Source organism: Candidatus Fukatsuia symbiotica, assembly GCF_003122425.1.
GTDB classification, from domain to species: domain Bacteria; phylum Pseudomonadota; class Gammaproteobacteria; order Enterobacterales; family Enterobacteriaceae; genus Fukatsuia; species Fukatsuia symbiotica.
This window is the reverse complement of record NZ_CP021659.1, coordinates 2,533,874-2,549,611: the sequence shown is the minus strand read 5'-3', so window position 1 is coordinate 2,549,611 and position 15,738 is coordinate 2,533,874. Positions and strand designations below refer to the sequence as shown.

The 15,738-nt window shown below is 44.4% G+C and carries 17 protein-coding genes; 9 read left to right on the top strand and 8 right to left on the bottom strand.

What is annotated here, in order from left to right; genetic code table 11:
* Positions 1 to 2 precede the first annotated feature (2 nt).
* The 4 genes from CCS41_RS12395 to trbB are packed head-to-tail and all read right to left on the bottom strand — an operon-like array spanning position 3 to position 4,265.
* On the bottom strand, positions 3 to 2,579 hold the full coding sequence (locus tag CCS41_RS12395; RefSeq protein WP_240313760.1) for a VirB4 family type IV secretion/conjugal transfer ATPase: 2,577 nt from the start codon (positions 2,577 to 2,579) through the stop codon (positions 3 to 5).
* Positions 2,576 to 2,887: a conjugal transfer protein TrbD gene (locus tag CCS41_RS12390; protein ID WP_072550518.1), complete on the bottom strand. Its 312-nt coding sequence runs from the start codon at positions 2,885 to 2,887 to the stop codon at positions 2,576 to 2,578. Before CCS41_RS12390 ends, CCS41_RS12395 begins: the two co-directional genes overlap by 4 nt.
* A 2-nt stretch (positions 2,888 to 2,889) precedes the next feature.
* Positions 2,890 to 3,291, bottom strand: coding sequence for a TrbC/VirB2 family protein (locus CCS41_RS12385; RefSeq protein WP_072550517.1), 402 nt, complete (start codon positions 3,289 to 3,291; stop codon positions 2,890 to 2,892).
* A gap of 11 nt (positions 3,292 to 3,302) precedes the next feature.
* Entirely contained in the window at positions 3,303 to 4,265 is a 963-nt protein-coding gene (gene trbB / locus CCS41_RS12380; RefSeq protein WP_072550516.1) for a P-type conjugative transfer ATPase TrbB, read from the bottom strand.
* Between the two features lie 262 nt (positions 4,266 to 4,527).
* Here trbB and pncC point away from each other — a divergent pair, with 262 nt between their 5' ends.
* A complete protein-coding gene (pncC, locus tag CCS41_RS12375; RefSeq protein ID WP_072550515.1) occupies positions 4,528 to 5,016 on the top strand; it encodes a nicotinamide-nucleotide amidase in 489 nt (162 codons plus the stop codon).
* Positions 5,017 to 5,051: 35 nt separating this feature from the next.
* On the opposite strand, the gene CCS41_RS16165 is transcribed toward pncC, so the two are convergent.
* Entirely contained in the window at positions 5,052 to 5,189 is a 138-nt protein-coding gene (locus CCS41_RS16165) for a hypothetical protein (protein WP_205411428.1), read from the bottom strand.
* Positions 5,190 to 5,279: 90 nt separating this feature from the next.
* Here CCS41_RS16165 and recA point away from each other — a divergent pair, with 90 nt between their 5' ends.
* From recA to murA, 8 genes are all read left to right on the top strand, one after another.
* Entirely contained in the window at positions 5,280 to 6,422 is a 1,143-nt protein-coding gene (gene recA / locus CCS41_RS12365) for a recombinase RecA (RefSeq protein ID WP_072550514.1), read from the top strand.
* 78 nt (positions 6,423 to 6,500) lie between these two features.
* Positions 6,501 to 7,331 (top strand): phospholipid ABC transporter ATP-binding protein MlaF, encoded by an 831-nt coding sequence (gene mlaF / locus CCS41_RS12360; protein ID WP_072550513.1) that lies wholly within the window; start codon positions 6,501 to 6,503, stop codon positions 7,329 to 7,331.
* A gap of 187 nt (positions 7,332 to 7,518) precedes the next feature.
* Positions 7,519 to 8,301 carry a lipid asymmetry maintenance ABC transporter permease subunit MlaE gene (gene mlaE / locus CCS41_RS12355; RefSeq protein ID WP_072550512.1) on the top strand — a complete coding sequence of 261 codons (783 nt, stop codon included), beginning with the start codon at positions 7,519 to 7,521 and terminating at the stop codon, positions 8,299 to 8,301.
* 3 nt (positions 8,302 to 8,304) lie between these two features.
* Complete coding sequence (mlaD, locus tag CCS41_RS12350; RefSeq protein ID WP_072550511.1) at positions 8,305 to 8,805, top strand: outer membrane lipid asymmetry maintenance protein MlaD; 501 nt, start codon at positions 8,305 to 8,307, stop codon at positions 8,803 to 8,805.
* 95 nt (positions 8,806 to 8,900) lie between these two features.
* A complete protein-coding gene (mlaC, locus tag CCS41_RS12345; protein ID WP_072550510.1) occupies positions 8,901 to 9,527 on the top strand; it encodes a phospholipid-binding protein MlaC in 627 nt (208 codons plus the stop codon).
* Positions 9,528 to 9,529: 2 nt separating this feature from the next.
* Complete coding sequence (gene mlaB / locus CCS41_RS12340) at positions 9,530 to 9,823, top strand: lipid asymmetry maintenance protein MlaB (protein WP_072550509.1); 294 nt, start codon at positions 9,530 to 9,532, stop codon at positions 9,821 to 9,823.
* A gap of 171 nt (positions 9,824 to 9,994) precedes the next feature.
* On the top strand, positions 9,995 to 10,249 hold the full coding sequence (locus tag CCS41_RS12335) for a BolA family protein (protein ID WP_072550541.1): 255 nt from the start codon (positions 9,995 to 9,997) through the stop codon (positions 10,247 to 10,249).
* Between the two features lie 201 nt (positions 10,250 to 10,450).
* Positions 10,451 to 11,722: a UDP-N-acetylglucosamine 1-carboxyvinyltransferase gene (gene murA / locus CCS41_RS12330; protein WP_072550508.1), complete on the top strand. Its 1,272-nt coding sequence runs from the start codon at positions 10,451 to 10,453 to the stop codon at positions 11,720 to 11,722.
* 393 nt (positions 11,723 to 12,115) lie between these two features.
* On the opposite strand, the gene csrA is transcribed toward murA, so the two are convergent.
* The 3 genes from csrA to CCS41_RS15735 form a co-directional block, all read right to left on the bottom strand.
* Positions 12,116 to 12,301: a carbon storage regulator CsrA gene (gene csrA / locus CCS41_RS12325; RefSeq protein WP_072550507.1), complete on the bottom strand. Its 186-nt coding sequence runs from the start codon at positions 12,299 to 12,301 to the stop codon at positions 12,116 to 12,118.
* 251 nt (positions 12,302 to 12,552) lie between these two features.
* Positions 12,553 to 15,183, bottom strand: coding sequence for an alanine--tRNA ligase (gene alaS, locus CCS41_RS12320; RefSeq protein ID WP_072550506.1), 2,631 nt, complete (start codon positions 15,181 to 15,183; stop codon positions 12,553 to 12,555).
* A gap of 371 nt (positions 15,184 to 15,554) precedes the next feature.
* Positions 15,555 to 15,731, bottom strand: coding sequence for a hypothetical protein (locus CCS41_RS15735; RefSeq protein ID WP_162860076.1), 177 nt, complete (start codon positions 15,729 to 15,731; stop codon positions 15,555 to 15,557).
* Positions 15,732 to 15,738: the final 7 nt, after the last annotated feature.

Here is a 15,738-nt window from a genome sequence, read left to right as displayed (position 1 = left end):
TGTTACTCCACCGTCTTTGGGATATAGTCGTTAAGATCAAGCCCTTTAAGGCGTGCCCATTCATAGCTCCAAGTTTGGCCGTGCTTCGCTTCAAGTTTTCTAATAGTAGCGATAGATTCTTTGTCAGTAGAACCGACAAAAGCGAGTGCTAGCGGACCCAGTGCCAATTGATACAAACGTCGACCATTCTCAGATACGTAATAATAATCACGCTTGGGAACAGCAGAGGCGATGATTTCAATCTGGCGTGGGTTTAACCCCATGTTGGCGTAAATTGCTGCGGTTTTTTCCTCGCGGGCGTTAGGGTTAGCAAGATAAATACGACAGGCTGTCGATTCGGTAATGATATCGAGGATGCCAGATTTCAGGGCTTCAGAAATACTCTGGGTCGCCATCAGTACCGCACAATTTTTTTTCGCCATCGAACGTAACCATTCCTCGATTTTATCGCGGAAGGCCGGATGAGAGAGCATCAACCAGGCTTCATCGAGGATCAGTAACGTTGGCCAGCCTTCGGCTTCATCTAACGACTCTTCGATGCGCATAAATAGGTAAAGCAACACGGGTAAGGCGAATTTTTCGCCTAAACCCAGCAACTGTTCAATCTCGAAGGTCATAAAACTGGACAGATGTAAACCGTCTTCGCTGGCATCAAGCAGGTGTCCCATGTTGCCATCCACCGTATAGGGTTTTAGTGCTTCACGAATTTCAGCATCTTGCACGGTGACACTAAATTCAGACAGCGTTTTTGCATGGCTATCGCTCATACTCATAATGGCGGTAGCGATTTCATTGCGCTGCGCCGGCGTAGTAATGACACCATTCAATGCCAAAATGATATCGATCCATTCCATAGCCCATGCACGGCGGGCACGCGTGTCGATTCGTGCTAACGGTGCAAAAGCGAGCGTATCATCGCTACCTGCGATGGTAAAATGCAACCCCCCCGCCGCTTTACAGGTTGGGTACATCGATAATCCCTTGTCAAAGGCATAAATACGTGCTCCCAGATAACGACGCCACTGAAAAGCAACCAAACCGAGCTTGGTTGATTTACCGGTACGCGTGGGTCCGAAAATAATACTGTGTCCAAGATCACGGACATGTAAATTCATGCGAAACGGCGAATTTCCGCTGGTTATGGCATGTAACAACGCTGGTGCGTTGGGTGGAAATAGCGGTGAAGGTGCACGATTTTCACCCGTCCAGATGGTGCTGGTCGGTAACAAATCCGCCACATTCATGGTATTAAGTATCGGACGCCTAATATTTTCAACGCCATGCCCCGGCAATGATCCCATAAAGGCATCCATCGTATTGATAGTTTCAACACGCGCGGCAAAGCCTAACCTGGTGATGGCTTTTTCAATTTGTCGCGCTGCAGCTTCTACTTGTTCACGGTTATCATTCATCAAAATGACCACACTGGTGTAATAACCCTGTGCGATCATATTACTGTTGGTTTCTGCGATCGCCGATGAAGCATCGGCAACCATGGCTAATGCATCTTCATCTACGGTGCCACTGTTGGTATTGAACACTTGATCGAAAAAACCACGTATTTTTTGCTTCCATTTTTTGCGGAATTTTTCCAGGTGTGAAATCGCTTCATGCTGATCCATAAAAATAAACCGTGACGACCAACGATATTCGATAGGTAATTCTGCCAAGGTTGACAGGATCCCTGGGTAAGATTCAAGGGGAAAGCCCTCGATGGCAACGACTTGAATAAAATGTTGCCCTATTTTCGGCACTATGCCCGTCCATAACTCTTGTCCACCAATAAGCCCATCGATGTACATCGGATTACTTGGCAACTGAATGGGATGATTCAACCCCGTGACACAAAATTGCAACCACTGTAAAAATTGGTCATGTGTGACGGTTGAGCTATCTTCGTTGATGATTTTCTGACTGCGCAGTCTTTCCATGTTGACCGCTGCCGATAAACGTGATTCGAAGTTAACCACTTCACGTTTAAATTGTTCGATTAAATGCGTGGTTTGCAGTTTTTTATTTTTCTTATGCGCATCATCATCAAACATTAACTCGACAAACTTCCGTTCAGCCAACATAGGTGGAAACCAAGTCAGAGTAATGACAAAAAAACCTTCGTAAAGGGTACCCAGATTTTCGAACAGATTACGCCGTTCTTCGTCAATCGCTGCTGAAATCGGATCGGTAAAATGTGATAGCCTTCTTTCGCTGTAGTTGGGTGCCGGTCTGCGTACTGCATCCACATGCAACAACCAGCCGTTATCCATATTGGCAAACGCCTGGTTGATACGGAACGAAATCATCTCGCGTTCGGAATCAGTGGCACTGGCGTTATCGGCTCCACGATAAAACCAGGCTGCCATAAAAGAGCCGTTCTTACCGACAATCACACCGTCATCCACCACGGCGGCGTAATTGAGTAAATCTGCCAATCCATCATCACTAGAATGATGTTTTTTTAGCCTCAAGCTCGCATTAACCACGCAAACACGCGTAAACAACGTGCAAAGTAACACTATGCCTAAGACAGCAATGACCATCGTTATCACAACGGGTATAACTTCTTTCGTGATCACCATCATTGGTATTGCTGTCCTTGAGAAACCGTATTAGAGCGAAACGGTGTTGAGCGTGGTGGATAATAAGGTTTGTATCGCCGGTGGCGCAGATAAACGAAACGCATTTTCGGGTCTGCTTTGGCCATTTTTCGCAAAATCCAGATCACGGAAAACCACATAACAGTGCCAAAGATAGCCGCATTCCAATCTTGTACTGCTACCACCAAAATTGCAGCAAGCAAACCGGAAAACATCACCATTTCACGATCACCTCCCATGAAAAGATTATCTCGGTTACTCACTCTGCGAATACAGATCGTTCGTAGTGCCATACCTATACCCATCTCATTGGTATAAGATCGATTAAGTTATGTGATAACGAGGCTATCTCAGCACCCTTTCCGGTAATTGCTGTAAGCATGCTATCTGCCGTCACAATAAAAGAAACAACTAAAACAGCGAAAATCAACGAGCGTAAAAAACCGTTCATTTCACCACCAAAAATCAGTGCTGCCCCTGCACCGACTAGGCCAATAATGGCTGCCGCAAAGGCAAAGGGGCCACTCACCGAGGTACGGATCTTGGTGAGATAAGTATCGAAAGGAAGAGAATCAGCACCAGCAGAGGTAACTTGGGTGGCGAAGGCTGGATGTGTGCTTATCAACAACAAAACGATACCCATAACCAGTAACAGGCGATGACTGACAGTAAAACGAGACACAGTGAAAAATGGCATGTTGGCTTTCCTCAAAGTTGACGGGTTTTATAATGACCGTTTGTATAGCCGGAAATCTCAATGATCCCCTGTACACGACGGCCTTGCGGAGTTTTGGCGATATGAACAATCACATGCACCGCATCGCCAATAAGCGGCTCAATATCAGAGGGAGCATTTGCGTTACGAGTAATGAGTGACTTCAGACGCGTTAGCGCTGACATAGCATTATTTGCATGTAAAGTTGCAGCCCCTCCTTCGTGACCCGTATTCCACGCATCTAACAGATCCAGCGCCTCGGCACCCCTGACTTCACCAACCAGAATGCGATCGGGTCGCATGCGCAAAATGGTCTTCAGCAACATCGTCATTGTGACTTCAAGCGTGGTGTGATACTGAACACAATTCTGAGCGGCACATTGAATTTCACCGGTGTCTTCAATAATACAAACGCGTTCTGTCGGATCATGTAAAACCATTTGATGAATGATTGCGTTGACCAGTGTGGTTTTACCCGAACCCGTACCGCCAATCACCAATATATTACGGTGATCACACACCGCCTGTTTTATCATCGAACATTGCTCAGCGGTCATGATCCCGGCGGCGAGGTACTGATCGAGAGTAAAGATAGCAATCGCTTTTTTACGGATGGCAAAAGTTGGAGCTTGCACTACGGGAGGAAGCTGCCCGGCAAAACGTGAGCCATCGAGCGGTAATTCCCCTTCGATCAAAGGAGAGGCACGAGTGACTGTTTTGCCATGATAACCGGCAACAACCTGGATGACGGCAGCGGCACGTTGCGGCAACATGGTGCCAATACGCGCCATCTTTTCACCTAACTTTTCTTGCCAAATACCGCCATCCGCATTGAGTAGTACCTCTATCGTTTTAGGATCGTTTAGTGCTGAGACAATAAGTGGCCCCAAATCACGCCCCAGTTTCTCAATTGCTCGTGTGTTGACTGACGAATGTTCTTTTTCCTCTATAGTCATCGTCTACGCCCTTGCCTTTTACAAAGAATTTACATAATAAACGAGGAAGTGAAATAATTAGTCAACGAAACAATATAAACACCGGAATTTTGCATGTAGTTAAGGAAAGATAGAGTTAGCTAAGGAATTGCAGCAAATGGCGTTGCTTTTTTTGGGGCTGATGGTTGGTTTGTGAAGCATCTCGCATCTTTTAGTGATACTAGAGTAGAAAAGATAAAGAGTGTTACTATCAAACTAAACATTTTATCAAGACGGAGAGATAATGAGTCATGACCAACTACATGAATTTAGTTTTGCTGTCGGTAAAAAGCTCAGACAGCGAAAGGCTTTTATTACCTGTGCAGAATCTTGTACTGGCGGATGGATAGCAAAAGCGATTACTGATATTCCTGATAGCTCTGCCTATTTTGATCGTGGCTATGTCACCTATAGCGATGCCGCTAAACATGATCTACTCGGTGTCTCTAAGGCGACATTACTAGCTTGTGGCGCGGTGAGTGCCGAAGTCGTAAAAGAAATGGCGTTAGGGGCGTTGGACAAGGCGAATGCAGATTTTTCTTTATCTGTTAGCGGGTTCGCTGGGTCCGATAAAAAAGACGTCCACGACCCGCAGGGTGAAGTATGGTTTGGTTTTGCGGCAAAAACCGGTGAGGTTATCACGCAGCTGCAAATTTTCCGTGGTAATCGCGAATCAATACGTATGCAAGCTGCTGTTTTTTCATTAAAAAAAATATTAGAACATTTTCTATAAAAATAGTCTTGATGCTGTATTATTGTACAGTATAATCAGGAGTAGTTTTCTGTGTATACCCTTCGCCTTTCAAGTTGCGGCGGCGTTGGCTGCTCGCACTCATCCCAGTCATGTACTACCTGTACATGACTGGGATTCGATTGATTGCCGCCTTGCCGTAACTCGAAATTCATGGGGTATAGCACAATATTTAATGGCAATAATAGACTTTTTGCAAAGCTGTCGTTCGCTATGTAAACGTTATGTAAAGGAGAGAAGTAAAAATGGTGACTGATGAGAATAAACAAAAAGCGTTGGCTGCGGCATTAGCACAAATTGAAAAGCAATTTGGCAAAGGTTCTATCATGCGCCTGGGTGAAGACCGCTCTATGGACGTTGAAACCATCTCGACAGGATCTCTCTCTCTCGATATTGCATTGGGTGTGGGTGGCTTGCCGAGGGGGCGTATTGTCGAAATTTATGGCCCAGAATCATCAGGCAAAACGACGCTAACCTTACAGGTTATTGCATCGGCTCAACGTGAAGGAAAAACCTGTGCATTTATTGATGCTGAGCACGCTCTTGATCCTATCTATGCCAAAAAATTGGGTGTAGATATTGATAATTTACTTTGTTCTCAACCTGATACGGGTGAACAGGCACTGGAAATCTGTGATGCCTTAACACGTTCTAATGCTGTTGATGTGATCATTGTCGACTCTGTTGCTGCTTTGACACCGAAAGCAGAAATTGAGGGAGAAATCGGTGATTCTCATATGGGGCTCGCGGCGCGTATGATGAGTCAGGCGATGCGTAAATTGGCGGGGAATCTAAAGAACGCTAACACGCTATTAATTTTTATCAATCAGATCCGTATGAAAATTGGGGTAATGTTCGGCAGCCCTGAAACCACAACGGGAGGCAATGCACTTAAATTTTACGCATCGGTACGTTTAGATATTCGGCGGACAGGTTCAGTAAAAGACGGTGACGAAGTGATCGGTAATGAGACTCGGGTCAAGGTAGTTAAAAATAAAGTTGCAGCGCCGTTCAAGCAAGCTGAATTTCAGATACAGTACGGAGAGGGGATTAATATCCACGGTGAGTTAATTGATCTTGGTGTTAAACATAAACTTATCGAAAAAGCAGGAGCCTGGTACAGCTATAATGATAACAAAATTGGTCAAGGTAAGGCTAATGCCAGTAAGTATCTGAAAGAAAACCCCTCTATTTTTGCTGAATTGGATAAAAAATTACGTGAGATGTTGCTCCCTAAATCCAACATTAAAAGCGCTGATGCAAAAAGTTCTGGCACTCAAGACACGCGTGTTAGAAGTTCTTCTGGTATCCCAAAGAAGATGCAAACAGAAGCAGCGACGGAAACTGCAGATGATGAAAGAAACAACGATACGAGTGAAGAGTTTTAACCTCTTTCACTGGGTTGAAGCTGCATTTCATGCTGAGGCACAGTAAGGCATAGTAAGGCACAAAAAGGTACACCCGAAATGACCCCATTGGCATCGAATTTAATTGAAATCCGTAGTATGAGTTTTACTCGCGGTGGACGTAAAATATTCGCCGATATCGATATGACAGTGCCTCGTGGCAAAATAACAGCGATCATGGGGCCATCAGGGACAGGTAAAACCACCTTGTTACGTTTGATAGGGGGACAATTAGCCCCTGACTGTGGCATGATTTTGTTTGATGGCGACAATATTCCTACTTTGTCACGACAACGGTTGTATCATGTGCGTAAAAAAATGAGTATGTTATTTCAGTCTGGTGCACTATTTACCGATTTGAGTGTTTTTGAGAATGTGGCATTTCCCTTGCGTGAGCATAGTAATCTGCCACCTGAACTGTTGCACAGCACGGTGATGATGAAATTGGAAGCCGTCGGGTTACGTGGTGTTGCTCATTGGATGCCATCCGAACTTTCTGGTGGTATGGCCCGGCGGGTTGCTTTGGCACGGGCAATTGCCCTTGATCCTGAGTTGATCATGTTCGATGAACCTTTCGTTGGTCAAGATCCGATCACCATGGGAATACTGGTTAAACTTATCGATGAACTGAACCATGCATTGGGGGCCACCTGTGTTGTCGTGTCACATGATGTACCTGAGGTGCTTAGTATCGCTGACTATGCTTATATTATTGCTGATCAATACGTGATTGCTGAAGGAACACCACAACAGTTACAAAATAATGATGACCGACGGGTACGCCAGTTCCTCGATGGTACTGCCGACGGGGTAGTGCCTTTTCGTTTTGCCTCTAATGATTATAAAACCGAACTATTAGAACCTGTTCAATATTCAGCAAAACGCTTTTAGAGCCTGTTCCAAATCTTTTTCGTTGTGCTCAGACGAGGAAAAAATCGGCGAAAAAGCGCAGTTTACTCTTTGCATACAACAAAAAGGGAGTAAATGAGCATTTTGAGCTCATTTTTGACGAATGACTTGACCAAAACACGGCGAGCACGAGAGATTGCGAACAGATTCTTAGGCCGATGGAGTGTTTATGTTAGTAAAAGCGTTAGCATACTTAGGTCGCCATGCAATAGATCTATGCGCGTCATTCGGTCGTGCCGGATTGATGTTGTTTAATGCATTGATAGGCAAACCTGAACCCCGTAAACAGTGGCCATTACTGCTGAAACAAATCCATAATCTGGGAATGCAATCGCTGCTAATTATTATGGTTTCCGGATTATTCATTGGTATGGTGCTAGGTTTACAAGGCTATTTAGTTTTGACGACTTATAGTGCAGAAGCCAGTTTAGGCATGATGGTAGCCTTGTCATTATTGAGAGAGTTGGGGCCGGTAGTCACTGCGCTACTGTTTGCTGGGCGGGCGGGATCAGCACTCACTGCCGAAATCGGCCTGATGAAAACCACCGAACAGATTTCTAGTTTGGAGATGATGGCTGTTGATCCGCTTCGGCGTGTGATCGCCCCTCGCTTTTGGGCGGGCGTGATCAGTATGCCACTATTAACAGCAATTTTTATCGCCATGGGAATAACAGGGGGTGCCATAGTTGCTGTTGATTGGAAAGGTATCGATGTTGGTTTTTTTTGGTCGGCGATGCAAAATACAGTTGAGTGGCGCGCTGATTTGCTAAATAGTCTGATTAAAAGCCTCGTATTCACCATTGCCGTGACCTGGATTGCATTATTTAATGGTTATGATGCGGTTCCTACCTCTGAAGGAATTAGCCAGGCCACGACCCGTACAGTGGTACATTCATCATTAGCGGTATTAGGATTGGATTTTGTGTTAACAACATTGATGTTCGGGAGTTAAGTGATGCAAACGAAGAAAAGTGAAATAGGGGTTGGCCTATTTGTTTTACTTGCCTTGGTTGCCACTATATTTATCTGTCTGAAAGTGGCAGGTATTAAATCGATTGGTAGTCAAGCCACTTACCGGATATACGCGACTTTCGATAATGTGGGTGGTCTAGGTGTCAATTCTCCGGTCAAAATTGGCGGTGTTGTGGTAGGACGAGTAGCCGTTATCTCTTTGGATGACAACAATTACAGTCCCCGTGTCGCTATGGATATCGAAGCAAATTATAACAGGATCCCGGACAGTAGCTCTTTGGCTATCAGAACATCCGGTTTATTGGGAGAGCAGTTCCTGGCACTGAACGTGGGATTCGAAGATGAAGAAATGGGCACGAATCTCTTAAAAGAAGGTAGCACCATCCAAAATACGAAATCTGCATTGATTTTAGAAGATTTAATTGGTCAGCTACTCTACAGCAGAGGCGAAAAAAATCAGGTTGTGTCATCAAAAAGTACGTGAGGGTTGCGAGCACCAGGTAACGCAGAATTTGTAGTACGTAGTAGATTTTGCAAAAAGTCTAATAGATTTCGAACAGGTTCTAAGAGGTGATAGGTATGTTTAAACGTTTATTAGTGATAATACTGTTGATGGTGGCACCACTGGCGAATGCCGTGGATCGAACTAACCCTTATCATTTGATGGAGGAAGTTGCCCAAAAAACCTTCGGTCGTTTGAAAGATGAGCAGCCAAAAATCAAACAAGATCCTAACTATCTGCGAACTATTGTACGTGAAGAATTATTACCTTTTATACAGATAAAATACGCGGGTGCTTTAGTATTGGGTCCTGACTATAAAGGAACCACTCCAGTACAGCGTGCAGCTTATTTCACTGCTTTTAGTTCATACCTGGAACAGGCATATGGGCAAGCATTAGCCATGTACCACAGTCAGAGTTACCAAATTACACCGGAAAAACCGTTAGGCGATGCGACCATTGTTGCCATCCGTGTCAGCATCATTGATCCGAATGGACGTCCACCTGTGCGTCTGGATTTCCAATGGCGTAAAAACAGTCAAACGGGATATTGGCAAGCTTTTGACATGGCTGTAGAGGGGGTAAGTATGATCACGACTAAGCAGAATGAATGGGCTTCTGTCTTACGTCAAAAGGGGGTAGAGGGTCTAACGGAACAGCTGCGTATCAGCGCGAAACAACCTATCACATTGGATAAAAAGTAATAATGACCGCTCAGCTTAGCTGGCAATTACGGCAAAATATCTTACTGTTACAGGGAGATTTAAATCGCGAAACACTGTTACCACTATGGCAACAGAGTGGTGCGCTGCTAGTTGGTATTCACTGTATTAATGTTGCGCAATTACAACGGGTCGATTCTTCAGGTCTGGCACTGTTGGTTCATTTACAACAAAGATCACATCAGCATGGCACGACCTTAACAATTTCTGGCATCAGTGAGCAATTGGCAACACTGGTTAAACTCTACAATTTACAGCAAATAATTTCTATTTATTAGACCTCTTGCAAAACCGTAGCCAGCGCTGTGCGAAGTCAAGGTGCCTGGAGCGCAGTAACTACGCGCGAGTAATGAGAATTGTGAGCACAGGGTAACGCAGAATTTGCAGCAGGTAGTAGGTTTTTCAAAAAGTCTACTGAAACATTGGATTAACAGGTAAATATGAACGTTATTGACACCACCGAAATTAAAAACGTACTGACACGAGGACTGTCATTACAAGAAGCTCACGTCAGCGCTCAAGGCAGCCATTTTGAGGTAATTGTTGTCGGTGATCTCTTCGCCACTATGAAGACAATACAAAGACACCGAGCTGTTTATACTCAATTAAATGAATATATCGTCAACGGTAGTATTCATGCGCTATCAATTAAAGCTTATACACCAGAAGAGTGGAAACGTAATCGCAAACTTCACGGTTTTTGACCTTTTGCATCTAAGAGCCTGTTTCAAATCTTCTTAAGCAATGCTCAGACGAGGAAAAAACGGGCGAAAAAGCGCAGTTTACGCTTTGTATACAACAAAAGGAGTAAATGAGCATTTTGAGCACGTTTTTGACGAATTACTTGACCGAAACACGGCGAGCACAAGAGATTTCGAATAGGTTCTAACAATAAAGGGCACATCGTGGATAAATTCCGTATACAAGGGCCAACTCGCTTGAGTGGTGAAGTCACTATTTCTGGTGCAAAAAATGCCGCTTTGCCAATATTATTTGCCTCATTATTGGCTGAGGAAACAGTGGAGTTACAGAATGTTCCACATCTTAGGGATATCGACACTACCATTAAATTACTCCGTTGCCTAGGTGTTAAAATTACACGTCAAGGCTCGCTATTGGTTGATGCGAGTCAGGTTGATCAGTTCTGTGCGCCTTATGAATTAGTGAAAACCATGCGTGCTTCAATTTGGGCGTTGGGGCCACTGGTGGCAAGATTTGGTAAAGCGGCAGTTTCTCTACCGGGTGGTTGTGCTATTGGCGCTCGCCCAGTTGACCTGCATATTAGTGGTTTGGAGCAACTGGGTGCCGAAATAATATTGGAACAAGGTTACGTCAAAGCATCAATACCAGGCTGGCCACAACGTCGCCTGCAAGGTGCACGTATCATTATGGATAAAGTCAGTGTCGGTGCAACGGTGACGACAATGAGCGCGGCCACGCTAGCGGATGGTACCACAGTGATTGAAAATGCGGCCTGTGAACCTGAAATTGTCGATACAGCACATTTTCTTAATATGTTGGGAGCAAGGATCAGTGGTGCAGGGACAAACAACATTACCATCGAAGGCGTTGATCGGCTAGCTGGTGGTCAGTATCCCATTCTGCCAGATCGGATTGAAACCGGTACCTTTTTGATTGCTGCAGCTATTTCAGGAGGCAAAATTGTCTGCCATAACGCTCGTCCAGATACTCTTGATACGGTAGTAGCCAAATTACTTGAAGCAGGTGCTGAAATAGATGTAGATAACAAACAAATTAGCCTGGATATGCATGGAAAACGTCCCAAAGCCGTCACTTTGTGTACTGCGCCACACCCGGGATTTCCAACAGATATGCAGGCACAATTCAGCTTGCTGAACCTGGTCGCAGAGGGGAGCAGTGTCATTACTGAAACTATTTTCGAAAACCGTTTTATGCACATACCTGAATTGATCCGGATGGGTGCAAAAGCAGAAATTGAGGGTAGCAACGTTACTTGTCATGGTGTCGTGCAACTCTCTGGTGCACAGGTCATGGCAACTGATCTGCGTGCTTCTGCCAGTCTGGTCTTGGCCGGCTGTATTGCCCATGGTGTCACTACCATCGACCGTATTTATCATATCGATCGCGGTTATGAGCGCATCGAAGATAAATTGAACGCCTTGGGTGCACAAATTGAGCGGGTAAAAAACAGTTGACGGTTGCTGACGAACCAGCCCATAGCACCCTCTAACGTCAGCCGATGTGTAAGGATCTGTTCGAAATCTCTCGTGCTCGCCGTGTTTTGGTCAAGTAATTCGTAAAAAATGGGCTCAAAATGCTCATTTGCTCCCTTTTTGTTGTATACAAAGAGTGAACTGCGCTTTTTCACTCATTTTTCCCTCGTCTGAGCGGTCGCTTAAGAAGATTTAGAACAGGTTCTAAGACCCCAGAAATACGGGGTCTCCACTTAAAAAAGTAAGTTATTGGATGAAAGTGCGTACTTGTTGACGATTCTGTAATGTAAAATAGCGCTTATGTCTGGCCAAGCAAAACAGCATAGAGATAATATAAGCGACGGGCTTCGCAAAAAGCAAAGCCCTAATTCAGAATCAGTAATCCGGTGTGGCACGCTTTTCTGCTTGAATACGCTGATAGATTTCTTCACGGTGGACAGAAACTTCTTTCGGTGCATTTACACCAAGTCGTACTTGGTTGCCTTTAACTCCTAACACAGTAACCGTCACATCATCGCCAATCATGAGTGTTTCACCAATTCGACGAGTCAGAATAAGCATTCTTTGCTCCTTGAAAAATTAAAAGAGTCGGGTCTCTCAGTTTCCCCGCCATTATCTACCATACACCGTGAAAACATAAGCGACTGCATCTACATAAAATGTAAGCAGCTTGGTTGCTCCTAACCGATACAAGTTTAGTTGAATCGAACAATTTTGCGCTTAAGTTTACAACAGATATACGATACGAAATTAAAAAAACGCCATATGCGATATAGCAATATGGCGCACAGGTTCTAGTCGTCACTACCAACTTATAGTCGGGCGTTTACCCATGCTTCTACACTGATCAGCGCTGAAGGTAACGCTTCTACATTCGTTCCCCCTGCCTCTGCCATATCTGAACGCCCGCCACCTTTACCACCCACTTGCCCTGCGATATCTGCTATTAAGTCACCCGCTTTTACTTTATTGATCAAGTCCTTAGTGATACCGACAATTAGATTCACCTTATTATCTGTAGCCGTCGCCAACACAATAATTGCTGAACCCAATTGATTTTTTAGCGAGTCAACCACAGTACGCAGCATCTCTGGTGCAACGTTATCTAACTTCTTCACGAGGAGTTTCACACCCTTTATTTGTTTCACGTCAGCGAGTAGAGAAGCACTCTCCTGCGCCGTTTGCTTACCCTTAAGTTGGTGTAATTCTCTCTCCAAAGTTTTACCACGATCCTGTATCAAGCGGATTTTATCAAGCACATTATGGCTATCACCTTTAACCTGATGAGAAATTTTTTGTAACAAATCGCTTTCCTGATGTAGCAGTGCAATGGCTTTCTCACCAGTCACGGCTTCGATACGACGGATCCCTGCTGCTGTAGCTGATTCAGCGGTAATACGGAACAAACCAATATCACCGGTACGACTGGCATGCGTGCCACCACAAAGCTCGGTAGAAAAATCACCCATCACCAGAACACGCACCTGATCGTCGTATTTTTCACCAAATAACGCCAACGCTCCTCTTTTTTTGGCTACTTCCAATGCCATAATTTCAGTCTGTATAGGTTGATTACAGCGAATCTGGGCGTTGACAAGCGCCTCAACCTCGTGGATTTGCTTTTTCCCCATTGCTTGAGTATGAGAAAAATCGAAACGCAGGTATTTATCGTTGACCAAAGAGCCTTTCTGAGAAACGTGTTCGCCCAGCGTCTTACGCAGAGCAGCATGTAACAGATGTGTCGCTGAATGGTTTAAGCGAATACGATTACGACGGGCAGCATCAACAGTCGCATCAATTTTATCCTGCACACGCAAACATCCCTGAGTCAGCCGCCCCAGATGAGCAATAGCCTGACCATATTTCTGAGTATTTGCCACGACAAAATGGGCATCGGTAGTATTTTTCAGCTCACCGGTATCACCAACTTGCCCACCTGATTCAGCATAGAAAGGTGTTTTATCCAATACCACCACAGCTTCTTCGGTAGGATGAATTTCATTCACCGTTTTACCATTATGAAACAAGGCAGTTATCGTCGCCGGTTGTTGCATATGTTCATAGCCAGAAAACTGGCTTACGTTCTCAACACGGATCACATGACTGTAATCGACAGCAAAACCACCAGATTCACGAGCACGCCGACGTTGGGCTTGCATCGCTTGCTCAAATCCGGCTTCATCAACTTTAACAGCCCGCTCACGACACACATCAGCTGTTAAATCGATAGGGAAGCCGTAGGTATCATACAGCCGAAAAGCCGTTGTACCATCCAGTGTATCCCCTATCAATTTACTGAGTTCTTCATCCAATAAAGCTAAGCCACGTTCTAACGTACGGGCAAACTGTTCTTCTTCAGTCCGTAGTAACTGCTCAATCATTGACTGTCGACGTTTCAGTTCATCTGCCGCTGATCCCATAACAGCAATTAATGGAGCAACCAGTTTGTAGAAGAAAATATCTTTTGTACCTAGCATATTGCCATGACGGATAGCTCGCCGAATGATACGACGTAACACATAGCCACGGTTCTCGTTTGACGGTATAACACCATCAGAGATCAGAAAAGCACAGGAACGAATATGATCAGCGATAACCCGTAGAGATTGACTCGATAGATCGGTAATACCGATGATACTGGCAACAGCTGCAATTAAATCACGGAATAAGTCAATCTCATAATTGGAGTTCACGTGCTGTAATACAGCCGCAAGACGCTCTAATCCCATACCGGTATCAACCGATGGCTGAAATAATGGCAGCATCGTACCGTCACACTGGCGATCGAATTGCATAAAGACGATATTCCAGATCTCAATATAACGATCACCGTCTTCTTCAGGCGATCCAGGAGGCCCTCCAAAAATATGATCACCGTGATCATAGAAAATTTCGCTGCAAGGGCCACAAGGACCGGTATCTCCCATTTGCCAGAAGTTATCTGATGCAAATGCACTACCCTTATTATCACCAATACGAATAATGCGCTCATGGGGCACACCAATTTCGTTCGACCAGATATTATAAGCTTCATCATCAGTGTGATACACAGTTATCCAAAGCTTATTTTGGGGCAAATTGAACCATTGCTTACTGGTCAGTAGTTCCCAAGCAAAATGAATCGCTTCATGTTTAAAGTAATCACCGAAACTGAAATTGCCCAGCATTTCGAAGAAGGTATGATGACGTGCGGTATGACCTACATTTTTCAGATCATTATGTTTACCGCCAGCACGTATACAACGCTGAGACGTAGCAGCGCGAGAATAATCCCGTTTATCCAGGCCTAAAAAAACGTCTTTAAACTGATTCATCCCTGCATTGGTAAACAACAGAGTAGGATCATTGTCAGGGATCAAGAAACTGCTTGATACAATCCTGTGTCCCTTATTACGGAAGAAATCGAGAAACGCTTGACGGATCTCAGCGGTGCTCTTACTCATAATTTTCCCAAAGTGAAACTGGCAGAATGGTTTTTTACACCCTCCTCGTTCTAAAAATGCGAGGATCTTTACCGTGTTCAAACCACAGTCTAACAGTGCAAATATGCTGTTAAGGATCTAGAATATTGTGCGTCATTTTACACAAGGTCGATAAATTTGAAAACAGAGCCTAATACCTTTAGTGATTGTTATTCACCATTTTTTATCACGTTCAGAGTATAGCCATAGAGAACGAAAGACAAGGTAACATATTAAACCAATCTGGATTATAGTCTAACCCTAGGTAACCAGATTAAACCTTTTGGATCGAAGAGGGTAATTAAACGATGTATCGAGTTCATTGTTGTTCACTAAAAATTATAAAACTGTTGTCAATTTTTATCTGCATCCTCACAGCCAGTGGCTATGCTACCGCCAATGTAGAGTAATCCAGGATCAAAGACATAGTAAACAATACTATCCAACCATTGATAAAGAAATACAATATCCGGTGAATGGCGATCGCAGTAACCATCGATGGAAAAAATTATTTCTATACCCGTGATCAATGAAGAT

Coding starts and splice junctions, on each gene's coding strand:
- alaS (WP_072550506.1), bottom strand. CDS start 15,183: ATGAGTAAGAGCACCGCTGAGATCCGTCAAGCGTTTCTCGATTTCTTC.
- mlaD (WP_072550511.1), top strand. CDS start 8,305: ATGCAAACGAAGAAAAGTGAAATAGGGGTTGGCCTATTTGTTTTACTT.
- CCS41_RS12390 (WP_072550518.1), bottom strand. CDS start 2,887: ATGGCACTACGAACGATCTGTATTCGCAGAGTGAGTAACCGAGATAAT.
- CCS41_RS12395 (WP_240313760.1), bottom strand. CDS start 2,579: ATGATGGTGATCACGAAAGAAGTTATACCCGTTGTGATAACGATGGTC.
- trbB (WP_072550516.1), bottom strand. CDS start 4,265: ATGACTATAGAGGAAAAAGAACATTCGTCAGTCAACACACGAGCAATT.
- mlaB (WP_072550509.1), top strand. CDS start 9,530: ATGACCGCTCAGCTTAGCTGGCAATTACGGCAAAATATCTTACTGTTA.
- recA (WP_072550514.1), top strand. CDS start 5,280: ATGGTGACTGATGAGAATAAACAAAAAGCGTTGGCTGCGGCATTAGCA.
- mlaE (WP_072550512.1), top strand. CDS start 7,519: ATGTTAGTAAAAGCGTTAGCATACTTAGGTCGCCATGCAATAGATCTA.
- mlaC (WP_072550510.1), top strand. CDS start 8,901: ATGTTTAAACGTTTATTAGTGATAATACTGTTGATGGTGGCACCACTG.
- pncC (WP_072550515.1), top strand. CDS start 4,528: ATGAGTCATGACCAACTACATGAATTTAGTTTTGCTGTCGGTAAAAAG.
- CCS41_RS16165 (WP_205411428.1), bottom strand. CDS start 5,189: ATGAATTTCGAGTTACGGCAAGGCGGCAATCAATCGAATCCCAGTCAT.
- CCS41_RS12385 (WP_072550517.1), bottom strand. CDS start 3,291: ATGCCATTTTTCACTGTGTCTCGTTTTACTGTCAGTCATCGCCTGTTA.
- mlaF (WP_072550513.1), top strand. CDS start 6,501: ATGACCCCATTGGCATCGAATTTAATTGAAATCCGTAGTATGAGTTTT.
- csrA (WP_072550507.1), bottom strand. CDS start 12,301: ATGCTTATTCTGACTCGTCGAATTGGTGAAACACTCATGATTGGCGAT.